19 protein-coding genes are annotated in these 17,400 nt (G+C 67.4%); 12 read left to right on the plus strand and 7 right to left on the minus strand.

Annotated features, from left to right (window positions below):
- Positions 1-8: 8 nt before the first annotated feature.
- Positions 9-653 carry a LysE/ArgO family amino acid transporter gene (locus tag AAHB17_RS08810; RefSeq protein ID WP_342130167.1) on the minus strand — a complete coding sequence of 215 codons (645 nt, stop codon included), beginning with the start codon at positions 651-653 and terminating at the stop codon, positions 9-11.
- A 115-nt stretch (positions 654-768) separates the two neighbouring features.
- On the opposite strand from AAHB17_RS08810, the gene argP reads away from it, so the two are divergent.
- The 4 genes from argP (at position 769) to AAHB17_RS08830 (ending at position 3,030) form a co-directional block, all read left to right on the plus strand.
- The gene (gene argP / locus AAHB17_RS08815; protein ID WP_342130168.1) at positions 769-1,662 is read left to right on the plus strand and encodes an HTH-type transcriptional regulator ArgP; all 894 of its coding nucleotides are present in this window, start codon (positions 769-771) and stop codon (positions 1,660-1,662) included.
- A 68-nt stretch (positions 1,663-1,730) separates the two neighbouring features.
- On the plus strand, positions 1,731-2,081 hold the full coding sequence (locus AAHB17_RS08820; RefSeq protein WP_342130169.1) for a GFA family protein: 351 nt from the start codon (positions 1,731-1,733) through the stop codon (positions 2,079-2,081).
- A gap of 7 nt (positions 2,082-2,088) precedes the next feature.
- A complete protein-coding gene (locus AAHB17_RS08825) occupies positions 2,089-2,364 on the plus strand; it encodes a DUF2164 domain-containing protein (protein ID WP_342130170.1) in 276 nt (91 codons plus the stop codon).
- A gap of 24 nt (positions 2,365-2,388) precedes the next feature.
- Positions 2,389-3,030, plus strand: coding sequence for a glutathione S-transferase family protein (locus AAHB17_RS08830; protein WP_342130171.1), 642 nt, complete (start codon positions 2,389-2,391; stop codon positions 3,028-3,030).
- Between the two features lie 7 nt (positions 3,031-3,037).
- On the opposite strand, the gene AAHB17_RS08835 is transcribed toward AAHB17_RS08830, so the two are convergent.
- Positions 3,038-3,427, minus strand: a complete 390-nt coding sequence (locus tag AAHB17_RS08835; RefSeq protein WP_342130172.1) for a PsiF family protein — start codon at positions 3,425-3,427, stop codon at positions 3,038-3,040.
- Positions 3,428-3,572: 145 nt separating this feature from the next.
- On the opposite strand from AAHB17_RS08835, the gene argS reads away from it, so the two are divergent.
- The 8 genes from argS to AAHB17_RS08875 all read left to right on the plus strand — a co-directional run bounded on the left by argS (position 3,573) and on the right by AAHB17_RS08875 (position 11,571).
- Positions 3,573-5,246 (plus strand): arginine--tRNA ligase, encoded by a 1,674-nt coding sequence (gene argS, locus AAHB17_RS08840; protein ID WP_342130173.1) that lies wholly within the window; start codon positions 3,573-3,575, stop codon positions 5,244-5,246.
- Between the two features lie 5 nt (positions 5,247-5,251).
- Positions 5,252-5,914, plus strand: coding sequence for an SPOR domain-containing protein (locus AAHB17_RS08845; RefSeq protein ID WP_342130174.1), 663 nt, complete (start codon positions 5,252-5,254; stop codon positions 5,912-5,914).
- A 98-nt stretch (positions 5,915-6,012) separates the two neighbouring features.
- Positions 6,013-6,666: a thiol:disulfide interchange protein DsbA/DsbL gene (locus tag AAHB17_RS08850; protein ID WP_342130175.1), complete on the plus strand. Its 654-nt coding sequence runs from the start codon at positions 6,013-6,015 to the stop codon at positions 6,664-6,666.
- A gap of 108 nt (positions 6,667-6,774) precedes the next feature.
- Positions 6,775-7,425 (plus strand): lipopolysaccharide transport periplasmic protein LptA, encoded by a 651-nt coding sequence (gene lptA / locus AAHB17_RS08855; protein ID WP_342130176.1) that lies wholly within the window; start codon positions 6,775-6,777, stop codon positions 7,423-7,425.
- Positions 7,422-8,213, plus strand: coding sequence for an LPS export ABC transporter ATP-binding protein (gene lptB, locus AAHB17_RS08860; RefSeq protein WP_446719575.1), 792 nt, complete (start codon positions 7,422-7,424; stop codon positions 8,211-8,213). The genes lptA and lptB overlap by 4 nt, the downstream gene beginning before the upstream one ends.
- Before the next feature lie 5 nt (positions 8,214-8,218).
- A complete protein-coding gene (locus tag AAHB17_RS08865; protein WP_342130177.1) occupies positions 8,219-9,757 on the plus strand; it encodes an RNA polymerase factor sigma-54 in 1,539 nt (512 codons plus the stop codon).
- A gap of 55 nt (positions 9,758-9,812) precedes the next feature.
- Positions 9,813-11,117, plus strand: a complete 1,305-nt coding sequence (locus tag AAHB17_RS08870) for a THUMP domain-containing class I SAM-dependent RNA methyltransferase (protein WP_342130178.1) — start codon at positions 9,813-9,815, stop codon at positions 11,115-11,117.
- Positions 11,107-11,571, plus strand: a complete 465-nt coding sequence (locus AAHB17_RS08875) for a putative toxin-antitoxin system toxin component, PIN family (protein WP_342130179.1) — start codon at positions 11,107-11,109, stop codon at positions 11,569-11,571. The genes AAHB17_RS08870 and AAHB17_RS08875 overlap by 11 nt, the downstream gene beginning before the upstream one ends.
- A gap of 143 nt (positions 11,572-11,714) precedes the next feature.
- Here the strand turns inward: AAHB17_RS08875 and AAHB17_RS08880 are convergent, their stop codons facing one another.
- The 5 genes from AAHB17_RS08880 to AAHB17_RS08900 form a co-directional block, all read right to left on the minus strand.
- Entirely contained in the window at positions 11,715-12,275 is a 561-nt protein-coding gene (locus tag AAHB17_RS08880) for a cob(I)yrinic acid a,c-diamide adenosyltransferase (RefSeq protein WP_342130180.1), read from the minus strand.
- Positions 12,276-12,378: 103 nt separating this feature from the next.
- Positions 12,379-13,533 (minus strand): mandelate racemase family protein, encoded by a 1,155-nt coding sequence (locus tag AAHB17_RS08885; RefSeq protein ID WP_342130181.1) that lies wholly within the window; start codon positions 13,531-13,533, stop codon positions 12,379-12,381.
- Between the two features lie 34 nt (positions 13,534-13,567).
- Positions 13,568-14,896, minus strand: a complete 1,329-nt coding sequence (locus AAHB17_RS08890; protein ID WP_342130182.1) for a pectate lyase family protein — start codon at positions 14,894-14,896, stop codon at positions 13,568-13,570.
- 13 nt (positions 14,897-14,909) lie between these two features.
- Positions 14,910-16,202 (minus strand): ABC transporter substrate-binding protein, encoded by a 1,293-nt coding sequence (locus AAHB17_RS08895; RefSeq protein ID WP_342130183.1) that lies wholly within the window; start codon positions 16,200-16,202, stop codon positions 14,910-14,912.
- A 41-nt stretch (positions 16,203-16,243) separates the two neighbouring features.
- Positions 16,244-17,374: an ABC transporter ATP-binding protein gene (locus AAHB17_RS08900; protein ID WP_342130184.1), complete on the minus strand. Its 1,131-nt coding sequence runs from the start codon at positions 17,372-17,374 to the stop codon at positions 16,244-16,246.
- Positions 17,375-17,400 lie beyond the last annotated feature (26 nt).

A 17,400-nucleotide genomic window follows, 5' to 3' on the forward strand; every position in this document is an offset into this window, starting at 1 on the left:
TCGGCCCTTCAGAACAGGCTGGCGAGCAGCCAGCCGCCGGTGCCCCACATCATCAGGGCCACCAGGCCGTCGAGCGCGCGCCAGACCGCCACCGAGTTGAGCCGGCGGCCCAGCCAGAACATGGCCAGGCCCAGCCCGGCGAACCACAGCAGCGAGCCGGTGGCGGCGCCCAGGCCAAACACGGTGCTGCCCTGCCCGTAGGCCAGCGAGGCGGTGCCGATCAGCACGGCGGTGTCGAGCCAGGCATGCGGGTTGAGCCACGAGAAGGCCAGCGCTTGCACCGCGGCCTGGCGGCGCGTCATGGCCACCGGGGCCGCGCCGGCCGCCACACCGGCCGATGCGGCAGGGTGGCGAAACCGCACGAAGGCCTGCCAGCCGTAGACAGCGAGGAACAAGACGCCCGCGCCGACCAGCGCGCCCTGCAGCTTGTCGCTCAGGCCCCCGATCTGCGCCAGGCCCAGCACGCCCAGCGCGATCAGCGCCACGTCGGTGACGACACAGATGGCGATGGTCAGCCACACGTGCTGGCGTTGCAGGCCCATGCGCAGCACGTGGGCATTCTGGGGGCCGATGGCCATGATGAGGGACAGGCTCAAGACCATGCCGGCCGTGAAGGCGGGCGAGACGGACAGGATGGGCAGCGCGATGGCCATGGCAACACCTACAGACAACAGAAGTTTCAACACAGCCTGCAGTGTGCGCTGTTTGTCTCTTGAATTAAACTGAGTTGATTCGTTTTCCATTTACTCAATTTTTTCTTGAATCAGCATGCTGGACGCCAAACAGCTGGACGCCCTCGCCGCCGTCATCGAACACGGCGGTTTCGGCCCGGCCGCACAGGCCCTGCACCTGACACTGGCCGCGGTGTCGCTGCGCATACGCGGGCTGGAGGAACACCTGGGCCAGCGCCTGCTGGTGCGCGGCAAGGTGGTGCGCGCCACCGCCGCCGGCCAGGCGCTGCTGGCGCACGTGAAACAGGTGCGCTCCATGGAGGCCGATCTGCTGGCCGGGCTGCAGGGCCAGCAGGCCGGCGCCAAACGCGCGTGGCAGACCCTGGGTGTGGCCATCAACGCCGACTCGGTGGCGGGCTGGTTCCTGCCCGGCGTCGCGCCGCTGCTGCAGCGCCACCGCTTGCTGCTGGACATCCTGATCGATGACCAGGACCACACCCACGACGCGCTGAAGAGTGGCGATGTGATGGGCTGCGTGACCACCCTGGCCGAAGCCATGCGCGGCTGCGTTGCCGAGCCGCTGGGCGTAATGCGCTACCGCTGCGTGGCGGCGCCCGAGCTCGCGGCGCGCTGCCGCACGGCCACGGGCGCGGTGTCGGTGCACAAGCTGCTGGCACAGCCGGCCATCATCTTCAACCGCAAGGACGCGCTGCAGGACGCCTTCCTGGCCCAGCATTTCGAGCTGCACCAGCCCGAGTACCCACGGCACTTCGCGCCGGCGGTGGATGCCTTCGAGGTCGCGCTGGCCCTGGGCCTGGGCTGGGGCATGGTGCCCGAGCAGCACCTGCGGCAACACCCGGCGCTGGAAGAGGTGTTGCCCGGCGCCACGGTGGACGTGACGCTGTACTGGCAGCACTGGGCGCGCGAGTCACCCTCGGCCCAGCGGCTCACGGCGGCGGTGAAAGCGGCGGCGCGCAAGCACCTGGCTTGATCGCCGGCGAAAGCGCCCACTTTGGTTCATCATCGCGTCATGTCCTCAACCCACCCAGGGGCCCCACCATGACCACGTACACCGGCAGCTGCCATTGCGGCAACATCCGCTTCGAAGTGAGCGGCGACATCGACAGCGCGCTCGCCTGCAATTGCTCCATCTGCTCGCGCAAGGGCTCGTTGCTGTGGTTTGTGCCCCGCGCCAGCCTCCAGCTCGCCCCGCCCGCGACGGCGATGGGCACCTACATGTTCAACAAGCACGTCATCCAGCACCACTTTTGCACCGTCTGCGGCATCCATCCCTTTGGCGAGGGCAAGGACCCCCAGGGCAACGCCGTGGCGGCCGTCAACCTCCGGTGCGTCGAGAACCTCGACCTGGCGACCATTCCCGTGCACCACTTCGACGGCAAGGCCTTGTGACGCGGCCATGGGCATAGCACTCACCCAAGCGGATCGGGCCCAGGCCGTGGCCTCGATCGAGCGCTACTTCCGCGAACACATGGACGAAAAGATCGGCAACATCGCGGCGAGCGGCTTGTTGGGCTTTTTCCTCGAAGAGATCGGCCCCAGCATCTACAACCAGGCCGTGGCCGACGCCCAGGAACGGCTGCTGGCCCGGGTCTCCGAACTGGACTTCGAGGTCCACGAAGAAGCCTTCGGATATTGGCGCAAGTTCGACAAGCCACGCAAGAACAAGCCCTGAACCCCCATCACCTGAGACACCACCATGTACCAACTCCACGGTTTCAGCCAATCGGGCAACACCTACAAGGTCGCCCTGCTCCTGCGCGCCCTGCAACAGCCCTGGGAGGCCCGCTTCGTCGACTTCATGAACGGCGTCACCCGCACCGGCGAGTGGCGCGAGAGCACCAACGAAATGGGCGAGGTGCCGGTGCTGGACGATGGCAAGCGACGGCTCACGCAGTCGGGCGCCATCCTCACCCACCTGGCGCAGCGGCATGGCGCCTTCGGCGGAGCGTCCGAGGACGAACGCCTCGAGGTCCTGCGCTGGCTGCTGTTCGACAACCACAAGTTCACCAGCTACTTCGCCACCTACCGCTTCATGAAGGCCTTTGGCCCCACGGCGCCCGACCCCGCGGTCATGGCCTGGCTGCGAGGCCGGCTGGACAACGCCTTCGGCATCGTGGACAAGCATCTGGCCGGGCGGGCGTACATGGTGGGCGACACGCCCACCATTGCCGACATCTCGCTCTGCGGCTACCTGTTCTATCCGGTGGAGGAAAGCGGCTACGAGATCGAGGGCCGCTACCCGGCCATCAGCGCCTGGCTGACCCGGCTGCGCCAGCTGCCGGGCTGGGCGGCCCCCTACGACGTCCTTCCGGGCGCGGTCATCGCGCCCAAATGGTGACGGCCGATCAGCCCTTGAGACAGGTCTTCATGAAGGCCTGACGCTCCTTGCCTTCCTTGCCGGTGGCCTTGAACTCGGTGCTGCACTGGCTCATCTTCTCGTTCTGCGCCTTGCGGCCATCGGCGGCCTTGGCGCTCAGGCAGGTCTTCATGAAGGCCTGGCGTTCCTTGCCGTCCTTGCCGGTGGCCTTGAAGTCGGCGCTGCATTCGGACATTCGGTTGTTCTGTGCGGTGGGGGCCCTGGCGGGTTTGGCGTCCTTGGCGGCCGGCGCGGCAGCGGGGGCTGCGGCAGGTGCGGGGGCCGTGGCCGCAGGCGCGGCAGCGGCGGGTGCGGCGGTCTGGGCCTGTGCCACAAAGGCAAAACCGGCCAGGGACAGGGCAACAAGAGACAGTTTCATCGAAGGTTCCTCACCTGATTGGGGTTGGCGCCGGGATTGGCACCGCCGCGCATCACACCCAAAAATCCGCCGGGTGGCAAGAAACTTGAAGCACATGTAACAGCGCTGTGGTGCCCTTGAAACAGCCGGCTCGTAAAATCCGCCGATGCTCCAAGCCAAAAACGAACTGCTCGCCGCCCTCGCGGGTGAGCTGGAAAAACTCTCGCCCGGCGCCGGCGCCAAGGCGGCCTTCGAGTCGCCCAAGGTGGCCGCCCACGGTGATTTCGCCTGCACGGCCGCCATGCAGCTGGCCAAGCCACTCAAACTCAACCCACGCCAGCTGGGCGAACAGCTGCGCGACGCGCTGCTGGCCACGCCGGCCTTTGGGCAGTGGGTGGAGGCGATCGACATCGCCGGCCCCGGCTTCATCAACATCCGCCTCAAAGCCGCCGCCAAGCAGCAGGTGGTGCGCGAGGTGCTGGGCGCGGGCGCAAGCTTTGGCCAGCAGCCGGCGCGCGGCGAACGTGTGCTGGTGGAGTTCGTCTCGGCCAACCCGACCGGTCCGCTGCACGTGGGCCACGGCCGCCAGGCCGCCCTGGGCGACGCGATCTGCAACCTGTTCGAGACCCAGGGCTGGGACGTGCACCGCGAGTTCTATTACAACGACGCCGGTGTGCAGATCAACACCCTGGCCACGTCCACCCAGCTGCGCGCCAAGGGCTTCAAGCCGGGCGACGCCGAATGGCCCGAGGTGGCCTACAACGGCGACTACATCGGTGATATCGCGGCCGACTACCTTGCCAAAAAGACCGTGCATTCGGACGACCGCGCCTTCACCGCCAGCGGCGACGTGGACGCGCTGGACGACATCCGCCTGTTCGCCGTGGCCTACCTGCGCCACGAGCAAGACCTGGACCTGCAGGCCTTCTCGGTCAAGTTTGACCAGTACTACCTGGAATCCAGCCTCTACACCAGCGGCAAGGTGGACGCCACCGTGCAGAAGCTGCGCGAGGCCGGCAAGACCTACGAGTTGGACGGCGCGTTGTGGCTGAAGTCAACCGACTACGGCGACGACAAGGACCGCGTCATGCGCAAGGGCGACGGCTCCTACACCTACTTCGTGCCCGACGTGGCCTACCACATCGCCAAATGGGAACGTGGCTTCACCAAGGTCATCAACATCCAGGGCACGGACCACCACGGCACCATCGCCCGCGTGCGCGCCGGCCTGCAGGCCGCGGGCGTGGGCATCCCCCAAGGCTACCCCGACTACGTGCTGCACACCATGGTGCGCGTGATGCGCGGCGGCGAGGAGGTCAAGATCTCCAAGCGCGCCGGCAGCTACGTGACGCTGCGCGACCTGATCGAGTGGACCTCCAAGGACGCGGTGCGCTTCTTCCTGCTCAGCCGCAAGCCCGACACCGAATACACCTTCGACGTCGACCTGGCGGTCCAGAAGAACAACGACAACCCGGTGTACTACGTGCAGTACGCGCATGCGCGCATCTGCTCGGTGCTGGCGTCGTGGGGCGGTGATGTGGCCACGCTGCGGGACACCGACCTCTCGGCCCTCACCGGCCCGCAAGCCCAGGCCCTGCTGCTGCAACTGGCCAAGTACCCCGAGATGCTGAGCGCCGCCGCCACCGACTTCGCGCCCCACGACGTGACCTTCTACCTGCGCGAGCTGGCGGCCAGCTACCACAGCTACTACGACGCCGAGCGCATCCTGGTGGTGGAGGAGGCCGTCAAACGCGCGCGCCTGGCGCTGGTCGCGGCCACCGCGCAGGTGCTGCACAATGGCTTGGCCGTGCTCGGCGTGAGCGCGCCGCAAAAGATGTGACAAGCATGAACAAGCAACTGGGTGGAACACTGATCGGCTTTGTGGTCGGCCTGCTGGTGGGTCTGGGCCTGGCCCTGGCCGTGGCGGTCTACGTGACCAAGGTGCCGGTGCCTTTTGTCGACCGCGGCGTGTCGCGCAAGCCCACGCAGGACGCCATCGAGGCCGAGAAAAACCGCAATTGGAACCCCAACGCCGGCCTGGCGGGCAGCAAGCCCGCCGCCGCGCCCAAGCCAGAGGCCGAGCCGACCGAGGGCGCGGTGAAGTCCGAAGGCAAACCCGCCCCCGTGGCGCCCACACCGGCCGTCAAGCCGGAAGCGGTCAAACAGCCTGCCGCCTCGGCCGATCCGCTGGGCGATCTGGCGCGCAGCCGCACCCAGACAGCGGCGGCCCCGGCGACGGCCGCGCCGGCCACCGCCGGGACCGAAGCCGATCCGTTTGTCTACTTCGTACAGGCCGGGGCCTTCCGCACCGCGGCCGACGCCGAGGCCCAGCGCGCCAAACTGGCCATGCTGGGTTTCGATGCCAAGATCAGCGAACGCGAACAGGCCGGCCAGACCGTCTACCGGGTGCGCACCGGCCCCCACCGCGCCAAGGCCGACGCCGATGCGACCCAGGCCAAGCTGGCCGGCAACAACATCGACGCGGCCCTGGTGCGTGTGCAGCGCTGAAGCGCCGACCCGCCGCCGTTCACGCTTTTTTGAACTTTTGCTGCGGTGCGGCGCTCCATGGGAGGCAACCGCCGTTATGGCAAGGAGATTGTTGAAAAATGCAACGTCGTGATTTCACCCAAGCTGTGCTGATGGCCGGCACCGCCACCACGGGCCTGCTGGGCACCGCCCAGACCCAGGCACAGACCGCCTTCAAGGAAGGCACCGACTACCTCAAGCTCAGCCGCCCGGCCCCGGTCGACGCCCCGGCCGACAAGGTCGAGGTGATCGAGTTCTTCTGGTACAGCTGCCCCCACTGCAACGCCTTCGAGCCCACGTTTGACGCCTGGGCCAAGAAGCAGCCGGCCCACGTGGTGGTCAAGCGCGCGCCGGTGGCCTTCCGCGACGACTTCGTGCCCCAGCAGCGCCTGTACTACGCGCTGGAAGCCCTGGGCAAGGTCGAGGAACTGCACCGCAAGGTGTTCCACGCCATCCACACCGAAAAGCAGCGCCTGACGACCCAGGAGCAGATCGCCGACTGGATCGCCAAGCAGGGCGTGGACCGGGCCAAGTTCCTGGAGGTCTACAACGCCTTCGGCGTCGCGGGCAAGGCCCGCCGCGCCAGCCAGCTGCAGGACGCCTACCAGGTGGACGGCGTGCCCTCGCTGGGCATCGCCGGCAAATACTTCACCTCGGGTTCGCTGGCGCAGAACATGCCGCGCACGCTGCAAGTGGCCGAGCACCTGATTGCCCAGTCGCGAAGCGCGAAATAAGCGCCCTTGGCGCCGTCCCCCAAAGCCCGCTGCGATCCAGCGGGCTTTTTTGTGCCCGGCCCGGAGCGCACACGGCAAAGTGCACGCTTACAATGCCATGCAATTTCCATGCCCTACACGCCGATGACCCGCACCACGTTTACCCGCACCTGCCAGGCCGGCCTGCTGGCCATGGGCTTGCTGTCCGGTGCCGCGGCCCTGGCCGCCAAGGCAGACCGCAACCAGCCCATGAATGTGGAGGCCGACAGCCTGCGCCATGAGGATGGCCGCCAGACCAGCGTCTTCACCGGCAACGTGGTGGTCAACAAGGGCAGCATCGTGATCCGTGGCCAGCAGATCGAGGTGCGCCAGGGACCGCAGGGCCAGCAGTTCGGCACCGTGCTGGGCAACACCAGCACCCAGGCCTTCTTCCGGCAGAAGCGCGACGTGGTGGACGAATACATCGAAGGCGTGGCCGACCGCATCGAATACGACAGCCAGGCCGACACGGTGCGCTTCATCGGCCGCGCCGTGCTGCGCCGCTACCGGGGCGCGAGCCTCAACGACGAGACCGCGGGCAACACCATCGTGTACGACAACAACGCCGACGTGTTCACGGTCGACGGCGGCGCGGCCGCGCGCACCCCCGCCAACCCGAGCGGGCGCGTGCGCGCCATGCTCACCCCCGTGCCCAAGGGCGACACCAGCGGCCCGGCCCCGGTGACCGCGCCCGCCCCCGACCTCAAAGCCACACCGGCCCTGGGCGAGGGCAAGCGGTGAGCGCCGCCGTCCCGCTCGCCACCCACCCCGCCACGCCGGCCATCAAACGCCGGCTGGAAGCGCGTGGCCTGCAAAAAGCCTATGGCAGCCGCAAGGTGGTCAAGGACGTGTCGCTGGCGGTGGACGAAGGCGAGGTGGTGGGCCTGCTGGGGCCCAACGGCGCCGGCAAGACCACCTCCTTCTACATGATCGTGGGCCTGGTGCGGGCCGACGCCGGGCAGATTTCCCTCGACGGCCAGGCCGTGGAGCGCCTGCCCATCCATCGCCGCGCGCGCCTGGGCCTGGGCTACCTGCCGCAGGAAGCGTCCATCTTCCGCAAGCTCAGCGTGGAAGACAACGTGCGTGCCGTGCTGGAGCTGCAGACCGACCCGGCCACGGGCAAGCCCTACACCCACGCGGCGCTGGAGCAGCGCCTCACGGAACTGCTCGAGGACCTGCACGTCTCGCACCTGCGCTCCTCGCCGGCACCGGCCCTGTCGGGCGGTGAACGCCGCCGGGTGGAGATCGCCCGAGCCCTGGCCAGCAACCCGCGTTTCATCCTGCTGGACGAGCCTTTCGCCGGCATCGACCCGATCGCCGTGATCGAGATCCAGCGCATCATCGGCTTCCTCAAATCGCGTGGCATCGGCGTGCTGATCACCGACCACAACGTGCGCGAAACCCTGGGCATCTGCGACCACGCCTACATCATCAACGAGGGCCGCGTGCTGGCCCGGGGCACGCCGGGGGAAATTGTCGAGAATGCCGACGTCAGAAGGGTTTACCTCGGCGAACACTTCCGAATGTGAGCGGCATGAAACAAAGCCTCTCGCTTCGTGTCTCCCAACACCTGTCGCTGACCCCGCAGCTGCAGCAGTCCATCCGGCTGCTGCAGCTCTCCACGCTGGAGATGGCGCAGGAGGTCGAGCAGATGCTCGACGAGAACCCCTTTCTGGAACGCAGCGAGGAAGTGGCCGAGCGCGAGGCCTTTGGCGTCGACGCGGTGGACGCGCCGGTGAGCACCGGCGATCTGGTCAGCGAATGGAGCGCGGACAACGCCAGCAGCAGCAACAGTTCCAGCAGCGAAGGCGATGACTTCAGCGAAGAAGTCGGCGGCAGCGAACCCGACTGGGAAGGCGACGGCACCGTCTCCTTCACGCCCGACGACGGCGAGTGGGGCGGCGAGGCCGCGCCCCGCAACCGCAACGACCCGCACGACGAGGAAACCGCCAGCGCCGCCGAGCTCGCCAGCGAACACATCAGCCTTCAGGCCCACCTGCACCAGCAGGCGCTGGGCCTGCGGCTCAACGAGGAAGAGCGCGCGGCGCTGTACTTCCTGATCGAGTCGCTCAACGACGACGGCTACCTGGACGAGCCCATCGCCGACCTGGCCGCCGCGCTGGCCGGCGACGACCTGGAGGCCCGCGAAGCCACCGAACAGGCGCTCAACCTGGCGCTGCACTGGCTGCAGCACATGGACCCGGCCGGCGTGGGCGCGCGCGATCTGGCCGAATGCCTGCGCCTGCAGATCGAGGAGCTGCGCAACAGCCCGGCCGCCCAGGCCGCGCTGGCCATGTGCGCCCAGCCGCTGGACCTGCTGGCCCGCCGCGACACCAAACGCCTGGCCGCCGCCTGCCGGCTCGACGAGGCCGTGGTGCGCGAGGGCCTGGCACTGATCGGCCACCTGGAGCCCAAGCCGGGCCGGCGTTTCGTCAACGTGGAGCGCAACGCCATCTTGCCCGACGTCATCGTCACCAAGGCCGGGCGCGGCTTCAAGGTCCAGCTCAACCCCGACGTGATGCCGCGCCTGCGGGTGCACGACATCTACGCCAACGCCCTGCGCCAGGGCCGCGGCGAAAAAGGCGAAGGCGCGGCCGGCATGCAGCAGCGGCTGCAGGAGGCGCGCTGGTTCATCAAGAACATCCAGCAGCGCTTCGACACCATCCTGCGCGTGTCCAGCGCCATCGTCGAGCGCCAGCGCAACTTCTTCATGCACGGCGAACTCGCCATGCGCCCGCTGGTGCTGCGCGAGATCGCCGACGAGCTGGGCCTGCACGAGTCCACCATCAGCCGCGTGACCACCGCCAAGTACATGGCCACGCCCTTCGGCACCTACGAGCTCAAGTACTTCTTCGGCTCCAGCCTGGGCACCGAGACCGGCGGCAACGCCTCCAGCACCGCCGTGCGCGCGCTGATCAAGCAGTTCGTGGCCTCGGAAGACCTGGCCAAGCCGCTGTCGGACAACCAGCTGTCCGAGATGCTCAAGGAGCAAGGCATCGAATGCGCCCGCCGCACGGTGGCCAAATACCGCGAGGCGCTGCGCATTGCGCCGGCCAATCTGAGAAAACGATGACCCCCGGGGGCCCGATCCGCCCAGAGGCGGTCCGGCGGCGGATCGAAAGGTACACATGAACCAACTGACGCTTTTTCTGCCCTGCGCCGCCGGCGTGGAGGACTTCCTCGCCGCCGAGGTGAAACGCATCGTCGGTGTGGCAGATGCCGACATGTCGCGCTCGCGCGGCGGCGTGTTGATCAAGGCCAGCTGGCGCGACGCCATGCTGCTCAACCTGCACAGCCGCCTGGCCCAGCGGGTGCTGGTGGAACTGGCCTACCAGCCCTACCGCAGCGAAGACGACATCTACGCCACCGCCTGCGACGTGGCCTGGGAAATCTGGATGACGCCGCGGCACACGCTCAAGGTCGAGATCACGGCCCAGCACAGCCCGCTCAAGAGCCTGAACTTCGCCGCCCTGCGGGTGAAGGACGCCGTCTGCGACCGCCTGCGCCACAAGACCGGCGAGCGCCCCAACATCGACACCACCTGGCCCGACGTGCGGGTCTTCGCCCACCTGACCGAGAGCCACTGCTCGATCTACATCGACACCTCGGGCGAGCCGCTGTTCAAGCGCGGCTGGCGCGAGGACAAGGGCGACGCGCCCTTGAAGGAAACCCTGGCCGCGGCCATGATCGCCGCCACCGGCTGGGACGGCAGCCAGGGCGCGGCCCAACCGCTGTACGACCCCTGCTGCGGCAGTGGCACGGTGCTGATCGAGGCGGCGCAAATGGCGCTGAACATCGCGCCCGGCAGCACGCGCCGGTTTGCCTTCGAGAAGCTGCTGCCCTTCCAGTCGCACGTGTGGCAGGGCATCAAGGCCCAGGCCCAGGCGGCGCAAAAGCCCTGGCCGCAGGGGCAGAAACCCTTCATCTTCGGCAGCGACGTGGCCTTTCGCATGGTCGACTTCGCGCAGCGCAACGCCCAGCGTGCCGGCGTGGCCCAGGCCATCGAGCTGCGCGGCGGTGACGCCCTGCAACGCATGCCGCCCACCGACACCCCCGGCGTGATGCTGCTCAACCCGCCGTATGGCGAGCGCATCGCCGCGGCTGGTGTGGCCGGCACCCGCGCGGCCGACCGCGCGCAAGGGCGTGAGCAGCGCCGCGACGGCGGTCACACCGGCGGACGCGAAAGCGCCCAGCTGGCCGATGGCGGCGAGTCGGGCGACTTCTTCGCCCAGCTCGCCAGCCACTGGAAAAAGCACTACAGCGGCTGGAGCGCCTGGATGCTCACGCCCGACCTCAAGCTGCCGGGCAAGATGCGCTTCAAGGAAAGCCGACGCGTGCCGCTGTGGAACGGCCCCATCGAATGCCGGCTGTTCCGCTTCGACCTGGTGGCCGGGCGCAACACCAAACACCCCACGCCCCCTGATGCCCACTGAAACGGCACCGGCGGCCGTCGTGATCGACACCAACGTGGCGCTGGACCTGTTGGTGTTCAAGGACCCGGCCACCGCCCAGTTGCGGGCAGCGCTGGAGGGTGGCCAGATGCACTGGGTGGCCACCCGGGCCATGCGCGATGAGCTGGAACGCGTGCTCGGCTACCCCAAGCTGGCGGCGCGCGTGGCCTATCACCAATGTGACACGCCCGGGGTGCTGGCGGCCATGGACAGCCGCTGCCACTGGGTGGACGCGGCGCCCAAGGCGCCCGTGACCTGCAGCGACGCAGACGACCAGAAGTTCATCGACCTGGCCCTGGCGCACCGTGCCCTGCTCCTGAGCAAGGACCACCACATCACCCGCATGCGCAAGCGTTTGCTGGTCCTGGGCGTGCCTGTTGTGGCCCGTTGGCCAGTCTTGGAGCGGGGTTTGAACGGCACTGGCCAATCGTCGTAGTTATTGTCAAAAACGTTCAAAATTTGATTTAGAATTGCCGCGGGCCATCCTTGATGGCTCCCCGCTTTTCCTCCCTGAGCGGGCGCCTTGATGTGTGACAGCAAAAAGGCTTCCCAATCCTGGTCTCTGACCAGGATTTTTTTTTACCCCTGCGTTTTCATCCGTTCGCTTTTCCAATACACGTCGTCGCCGCCATTCATGCGGTTCAGCACGCGGGCAAAGACGAACATCAGGTCGCTCAGGCGGTTGAGGTACTGGCGCGGGGTGTCCTTGAGGGCCTCTTCGCTGCCCAGCGCCACCACGGCGCGTTCGGCCCGGCGGGCCACCGTGCGGCACACATGCGACAGCGCCGCGGCGCGGCTGCCGGCGGGCAGGATGAATTCCTGCAGGCGGGGCAAGCGTTCGTTGTGGGTGGCCAGGGCCTCGTCCAGCGCCAGCACGGCCTCGGGCTTGAGCAGCTCGAAGCCGGGGATGGACAACTCGCCGCCGAGGTTGAACAGCTGGTGCTGGATCTCGACCAGGGTCTCGCGCACATCGGCCGGCAGGTCCTCGCACAACAACACGCCGATCTGCGAATTGAGTTCATCCACCTCGCCCATGGCGTGCACGCGCAGGCTGTCCTTGGAAACCCGCGTGTTGTCGCCCAGGCCGGTGGTGCCGTTGTCGCCGGTGCGGGTGGCGATTTGTGTGAGTCGGTTGCCCATGTGCGTTCTTCGGTCGGTGATGTGGACACCGATTTTGACGCATGCGCCCAGCTGTTCGGGCCGACATCGTCCCCTGGGGGTGACGCCGCAGAGACGCGGGGGATTAAAAACGCGCCACGGTGTGGGCCTCGATGTGCTCGAAGTGGATGTCCTCGCCCAGTCCAGGCGCTTGCGAGAGCTGCACGTAGCCTTGCGTGTCCATCGGGTCGGGCAGGCGGCGCAGGTAGGCCGGCACTTCGTCGTAGTCCAAGAACGGGTGCAGCAGCCCGCGCTCATACCAGCGGCAATTCGCCACGGCGGCGCACACGGCGAGGTTGGCGGCGCCGTTGCCGTGCACTTCGCAGTGCATGCCAAAGCCTTCGGCCATGTGGGCCACCTTCATCGCCGGCGAGATGCCGCCGACACCCGTGACACCGGCTCGCAAGATGTCGGACGCACCGGCCTGTATCCAGTCGGCGCGGCTGTGATGTTTGCCCGACAGGCTTTCCGGGCCGAGGATGGGGATGTCGAGCTGGGAGGCCAGCCACACATAGGAGGCCATGCTCTGCTCGTTCATCATTTCCTCGAACCAAGTGAAATCCAGGCGCTGCAGGGCGCGGCCGATGCGCAAGGCATCGGTGCGGCTGTAGCTGTGGTAGCCGTCAAGCATCAGCGGCACGTCGGGGCCCACGGCCTCGCGCACGGCAGCACAGGCTCGGATGTCCATGTCCACGTCGGGCGCGAAGGACACCGGTGGCATCCAGGTGTGCAGCTTGATGGCACGGTAGCCTCGTTCCACCAGCTGGAGCGCGAAGCGCGCGTAGTCGTCGGGCGTGGCCAATCCACCGGGGGTCTCGTCACCACACATGGTGCTGCCGTAGGCGGGCACCTTGTCGCGGTAGCCACCCAGCAGCTTGTAGACCGGCTGGCCCAGCGCACGGCCGGCCAGATCCCACAGCGCGGTGTCCACTGCCGCCAGCGCGCGGTCGGTGAGTTGGCCGGCGCTGCCGCGCTGCCAATGCTCCAGTTCGTGCCACAGCGCCTCCCGGTGCAACGGGTCGCGTCCGATCAGCACCTTGCGCACGAAGCCGTCCAGCACGTGTGGGCGTATCACCTCGCATGGGGCGAAACTGTGGCCTGCGCTGCCGTCGTCGCAGGTGATCGTAAGCAGCACCAGCTTGGCCTGCACGATCTCGCCCGGGTGCGAATGGCCGGCGCTGTCCACATTGCGGCGGCTGGGGTAGGTGAACACCTGCCCGCTGATTCGATCGATCTTCATGGTCAAACTCCCTGTTCTTTTTGGATGGTGGGTGTCATGTGCGGCCCGCGCCCGCCTGGGCTCGCACCCGGTGCGCCACCTCGGCCACCGGATCGATGGGGCCATGCCAGCTGGGCATCCAGCCAACATCGGCGTTCAGTGCAACGCCCGGATGGGCCCGCTGCAACGCGGCCAGCAGGTCAACCGGGCGCCCGTTGTGCCAGTTGTCTTGCGCCGCCAGGACCTGGCCCCGCCAGAGCCGCACCAGCCGCGTGGCAGGCACATGGGCGGGCGTTTCCCACACGTTGTTCTGCACCACCAGGCGCGACTGGACACCCACGCCGATGGAATACCCCAACGGATAGGGGGGCTGGTCGCTGCCGGTGTAGAGGTTGTTGTAGACGTGGACCTGTCCAAAACGCACGCGCGGCGCACGCTCGCCGCAGTGCTCCCACCAGTTGTGGTGGAAGCTGACCTTGAGGCGGTCGCTGTCATTGGACTGGTCGCTGTTGCCCACCAGGTTGGTCTTGTCGTGGCCGCGGAAGTGGCAGTACGAGACCGTCACCCAGTTCGAGCGGGCGGTGATGTCCAGCAGGCCATCGTGGTGCTGCATCGGACGGCCCAGCGCGGTGCGGGCCGTGTGGTCGGGGCGGGTGCCGTCGTCGAAGGTGCAGTGGTCCACCCACACGTGGGTGGCGTTGCTCAAGGACAGGTTGTCGTACTCCGAGTTCCATTCGCCATTGGCGTTGTCCTTGGGATCCCAGGCGGGGAAGTGGTCGTAGGCGTCGCTGAAGTGCAGGTTGCGCACGATCACGTTGTCCACGTCCTGCAGCAGCAGTGTGCCGTTTTTGAAGCCAGCGTCGCGGCCCACGCCGATGACGGTGGTGTTCGACGGAACCGGCACCACCACCGTGGCCTGCTGGCGGTCGGCCGAGCGCTGGCGTGCTGCTTCGAGTGGCCCGGTCGGGGGCTGTTTGCCCCATACGGCTGGCGCATACGCGCGCAGGTAGGCCTCGAAGTCAAAGGCAGGGTCGCGGAAGGCCTCGGCGTCCACGGGCCGGTTGCGCGAGTCCACACAGAGGTCGATGCGTCCCAACACGCGCACGATGCGGGGCGTGCCGGGGGTGCCGACGGCAAGCGCCGCCACCAGTTCGGCACGGTTGCGTACCTCGAACACAAAGCCCGGCTGGGCATGCGCACCACCGCTGGTGCCACCTTCGGCGGCAGCCCAGCCGTCGTTGGCGGCCAACACCTGGCGCTCCCACGGGTGGGTGGTCCTGGTCATCTGGCTGCTGCTGCAGCCCGGCAACAGCATCAGACCGACGCCGGCGACCGACAAACCGATGAACAGGCGGCGGCGCGCCCGGTTGTGAAACGTGTCCATACACACCCCCCCTTCACTTGATGCGCTTGAGCAAGGTGTTGCCTTCTTCGTACAGGCGGCGTGCGGCCTCCTGCTCGGTGACCTTGCCATAGGCCACGGTCTCGAAGACCTCACGCATGAACTTGCTGAAGCGCTGGTTTTCGAACAGGGGCGAAGGCAGATCGATGCCTCCGGCCTCCTTCTGCTGCTTGATCTGCTGGTAGGCGGCCTGCTCCAGTTCGCCGATGCGCTTGTCCCTGAGCAGCACATGCAGCGGGCCACTGGCGGCGGGCACGCCACGGCTCAGCCCCAGGAGCTGCGCCGCCTGCGGATCGGTCAGCAGAAAGTTCAGGAACTGCACCGCCACCGCTGGGTGCTTGCTGCGTTTGCTCACCGCGTACATCAGCGACGGGCGCCCAAACATGCCGCTGTGTTTGGCCTGGGGCAGGGTCAGAAAGGGGCCGATGGTCAGCTTCTGGTCCTTGTCCAGCGTGCTCTCGCGCAGGCGCAACACCGAGTCCCAGGTGTAGTTGCCGGCCCAGGTGCCGTTGGTCCAGTCCTGCTGCTGCTCGGTGGGTTTGTCGGCACCCCCCAGGCTGGCGCGGTAGGGCAGCGGTGTCACCACCTTGCTGTCGACCAACTTCTTGTAGGTCGACACCCACTCCAGCACCGCCGCCGGGCTCATGGCCACCCGTGGTTCGCTGGGGTCGACGTAGGGTTTGCCGTGTTTCTGCTGAGCGTAAGCGTGCGACAGCAGGATCACGTCATAGGGCTCGCCATCGAGCAGGTAGGCCTTGTCGCCGTTCTTGGCCTGGAAGGCCTTGCCAGTGGCAAACAGCTCGTCCCAGGTGGTGGGCACCTGCAGCCCGGCGCGCTGGATGGCGGCCTTGTTCCACACAAACACACGTGCGGTGTAGGCTGCGGGCAGGGCGTTGAGCTTGCCGCCCAGCGTGCCCATCCGGAGGTCGGCCGGCGAAAACTGGTCGAGCGCCAACAGACCGCGTTGCTTGTTGAGATCCAGGAAGCCTTCACCGGTCTTGGAGTAGCTCGACAGCCAGGCCCAGTTGAGCTGCACGATGTCGGCTTCGGAACCACCGGCGACCTGCGTCGACAAGCGTTCCTGGTAGCCGTTGAAGCCCATGTACTCGCCCTTGATCTTGACGCCCGGGTGCTTGGCCTCGAAGGCGGCGATGGCCTTGAGCGTGCTCTCGTGGCGTTCGCCGCCGCCCCACCAGGAGAATCGCAAGATGGCGTCCTGGGCCTGGACGGGTGGGGTGCTGGCCACGGCGGCAAGCGCGGCGGCGGTGACAAGGGTGCGACGTTGCATGTGAATCTCCCTGCGTGTTGTGGTGCGGTGGTGGGTCAGGATCAGAGAAAAAGGTTGTAACCATCGCCGCCGTGGGCGAAGGCATGACACTGATGCATGTGGATGCCGAACAGGTGGTGGTCGCCACGCTGTTTGCGTGCCAGGTCATCAAACTGTTCACGCGGCACGCGGCAGGTGAACGGCACATCGCCCAGGTCGAAGTGCACGAAGACCTCGCTGCCCATGTGCTCCATGAAGCGCAACCTGCCTTCGATCCGGTGCGTGCCGTCCTGCGCGGCGCCGGCCGTGACGTGTTCAGGGCGGATGCCGAAGCGGATGGGCTGGCCCACCAGCGCGCGCAGCTTTTCCTCTCGGCCACCCGGCACCGGCAGGCGGGCACCACCCACCTCGATGCACAGGCCGGCGCCCATGGGCTGCACCGTGGCCGGGCGGATGTTCATTTCGGGCGAGCCGATGAAGCTGGCCACGAAGGCGTTGGCCGGGCGTTCGTACAACACGGTGGGCCGGTCCACCTGCTGGATGGTGCCTTCCTTGAGCACGCAGATGCGCTCGCCCATGGTCATGGCCTCGGTCTGGTCGTGGGTGACGTAGATCACCGTGGACGGGCGACCGGCCTCGCGCAGCGTGCGGTGCAGCTCGGTCAGGCGCACCCGCATGGAGGCGCGCAGCTTGGCGTCGAGGTTGGACAGCGGCTCGTCGAACAGAAACACCTCGGGCTTCTTGACGATGGCGCGGCCCACGGCCACGCGCTGCGCCTGCCCGCCCGACAGTTGCTTGGGGTAGCGGTCCAGCAGGTGATCCATCTCCAGCAGCCTGGCGGCATCGCGCACGCGGCCATCGACCTCGGCCTTGGGCGTGCCGGCGAGCTTGAGGCCGAAGGCCAGGTTGTCGTAGACCTTCATGTGCGGATAGAGCGCGTAGTTCTGGAACACCATGGCGATGCCGCGCTGCTTGGGCGCGAGGTTGTTGACCACCTTGCCGCCGATGCGCAACTCGCCGCCGCTGATGGTCTCCAGCCCCGCGACCATGCGCAGCAGCGTGCTCTTGGCGCAGCCCGAAGGGCCGACGAAAACCATGAATTCGCCGTCGTGGATGTCGAGATCGACACCGTGCACGGCGGCAAAACCGTTGGCGTAGGTTTTCTGGATTTTCTTGAGATGGACTTGTGCCATGGCTTGTCTCCCTGGGATGCGTTGGG

The sequence above is a fragment of the Hydrogenophaga sp. OTU3427 genome, from assembly GCF_038440225.1.
GTDB lineage: Bacteria > Pseudomonadota > Gammaproteobacteria > Burkholderiales > Burkholderiaceae_C > Hydrogenophaga.

Bases quoted from the DNA above. Each gene is read 5' to 3' on its own strand.
- AAHB17_RS08810 (WP_342130167.1), bottom strand. From the start codon at position 653: ATGGCCATCGCGCTGCCCATCCTGTCCGTCTCGCCCGCCTTCACGGCC.
- argP (WP_342130168.1), top strand. From the start codon at position 769: ATGCTGGACGCCAAACAGCTGGACGCCCTCGCCGCCGTCATCGAACAC.
- AAHB17_RS08820 (WP_342130169.1), top strand. From the start codon at position 1,731: ATGACCACGTACACCGGCAGCTGCCATTGCGGCAACATCCGCTTCGAA.
- AAHB17_RS08825 (WP_342130170.1), top strand. From the start codon at position 2,089: ATGGGCATAGCACTCACCCAAGCGGATCGGGCCCAGGCCGTGGCCTCG.
- AAHB17_RS08830 (WP_342130171.1), top strand. From the start codon at position 2,389: ATGTACCAACTCCACGGTTTCAGCCAATCGGGCAACACCTACAAGGTC.
- AAHB17_RS08835 (WP_342130172.1), bottom strand. From the start codon at position 3,427: ATGAAACTGTCTCTTGTTGCCCTGTCCCTGGCCGGTTTTGCCTTTGTG.
- argS (WP_342130173.1), top strand. From the start codon at position 3,573: ATGCTCCAAGCCAAAAACGAACTGCTCGCCGCCCTCGCGGGTGAGCTG.
- AAHB17_RS08845 (WP_342130174.1), top strand. From the start codon at position 5,252: ATGAACAAGCAACTGGGTGGAACACTGATCGGCTTTGTGGTCGGCCTG.
- AAHB17_RS08850 (WP_342130175.1), top strand. From the start codon at position 6,013: ATGCAACGTCGTGATTTCACCCAAGCTGTGCTGATGGCCGGCACCGCC.
- lptA (WP_342130176.1), top strand. From the start codon at position 6,775: ATGCCCTACACGCCGATGACCCGCACCACGTTTACCCGCACCTGCCAG.
- AAHB17_RS08865 (WP_342130177.1), top strand. From the start codon at position 8,219: ATGAAACAAAGCCTCTCGCTTCGTGTCTCCCAACACCTGTCGCTGACC.
- AAHB17_RS08870 (WP_342130178.1), top strand. From the start codon at position 9,813: ATGAACCAACTGACGCTTTTTCTGCCCTGCGCCGCCGGCGTGGAGGAC.
- AAHB17_RS08875 (WP_342130179.1), top strand. From the start codon at position 11,107: ATGCCCACTGAAACGGCACCGGCGGCCGTCGTGATCGACACCAACGTG.
- AAHB17_RS08880 (WP_342130180.1), bottom strand. From the start codon at position 12,275: ATGGGCAACCGACTCACACAAATCGCCACCCGCACCGGCGACAACGGC.
- AAHB17_RS08885 (WP_342130181.1), bottom strand. From the start codon at position 13,533: ATGAAGATCGATCGAATCAGCGGGCAGGTGTTCACCTACCCCAGCCGC.
- AAHB17_RS08890 (WP_342130182.1), bottom strand. From the start codon at position 14,896: ATGGACACGTTTCACAACCGGGCGCGCCGCCGCCTGTTCATCGGTTTG.
- AAHB17_RS08895 (WP_342130183.1), bottom strand. From the start codon at position 16,202: ATGCAACGTCGCACCCTTGTCACCGCCGCCGCGCTTGCCGCCGTGGCC.
- AAHB17_RS08900 (WP_342130184.1), bottom strand. From the start codon at position 17,374: ATGGCACAAGTCCATCTCAAGAAAATCCAGAAAACCTACGCCAACGGT.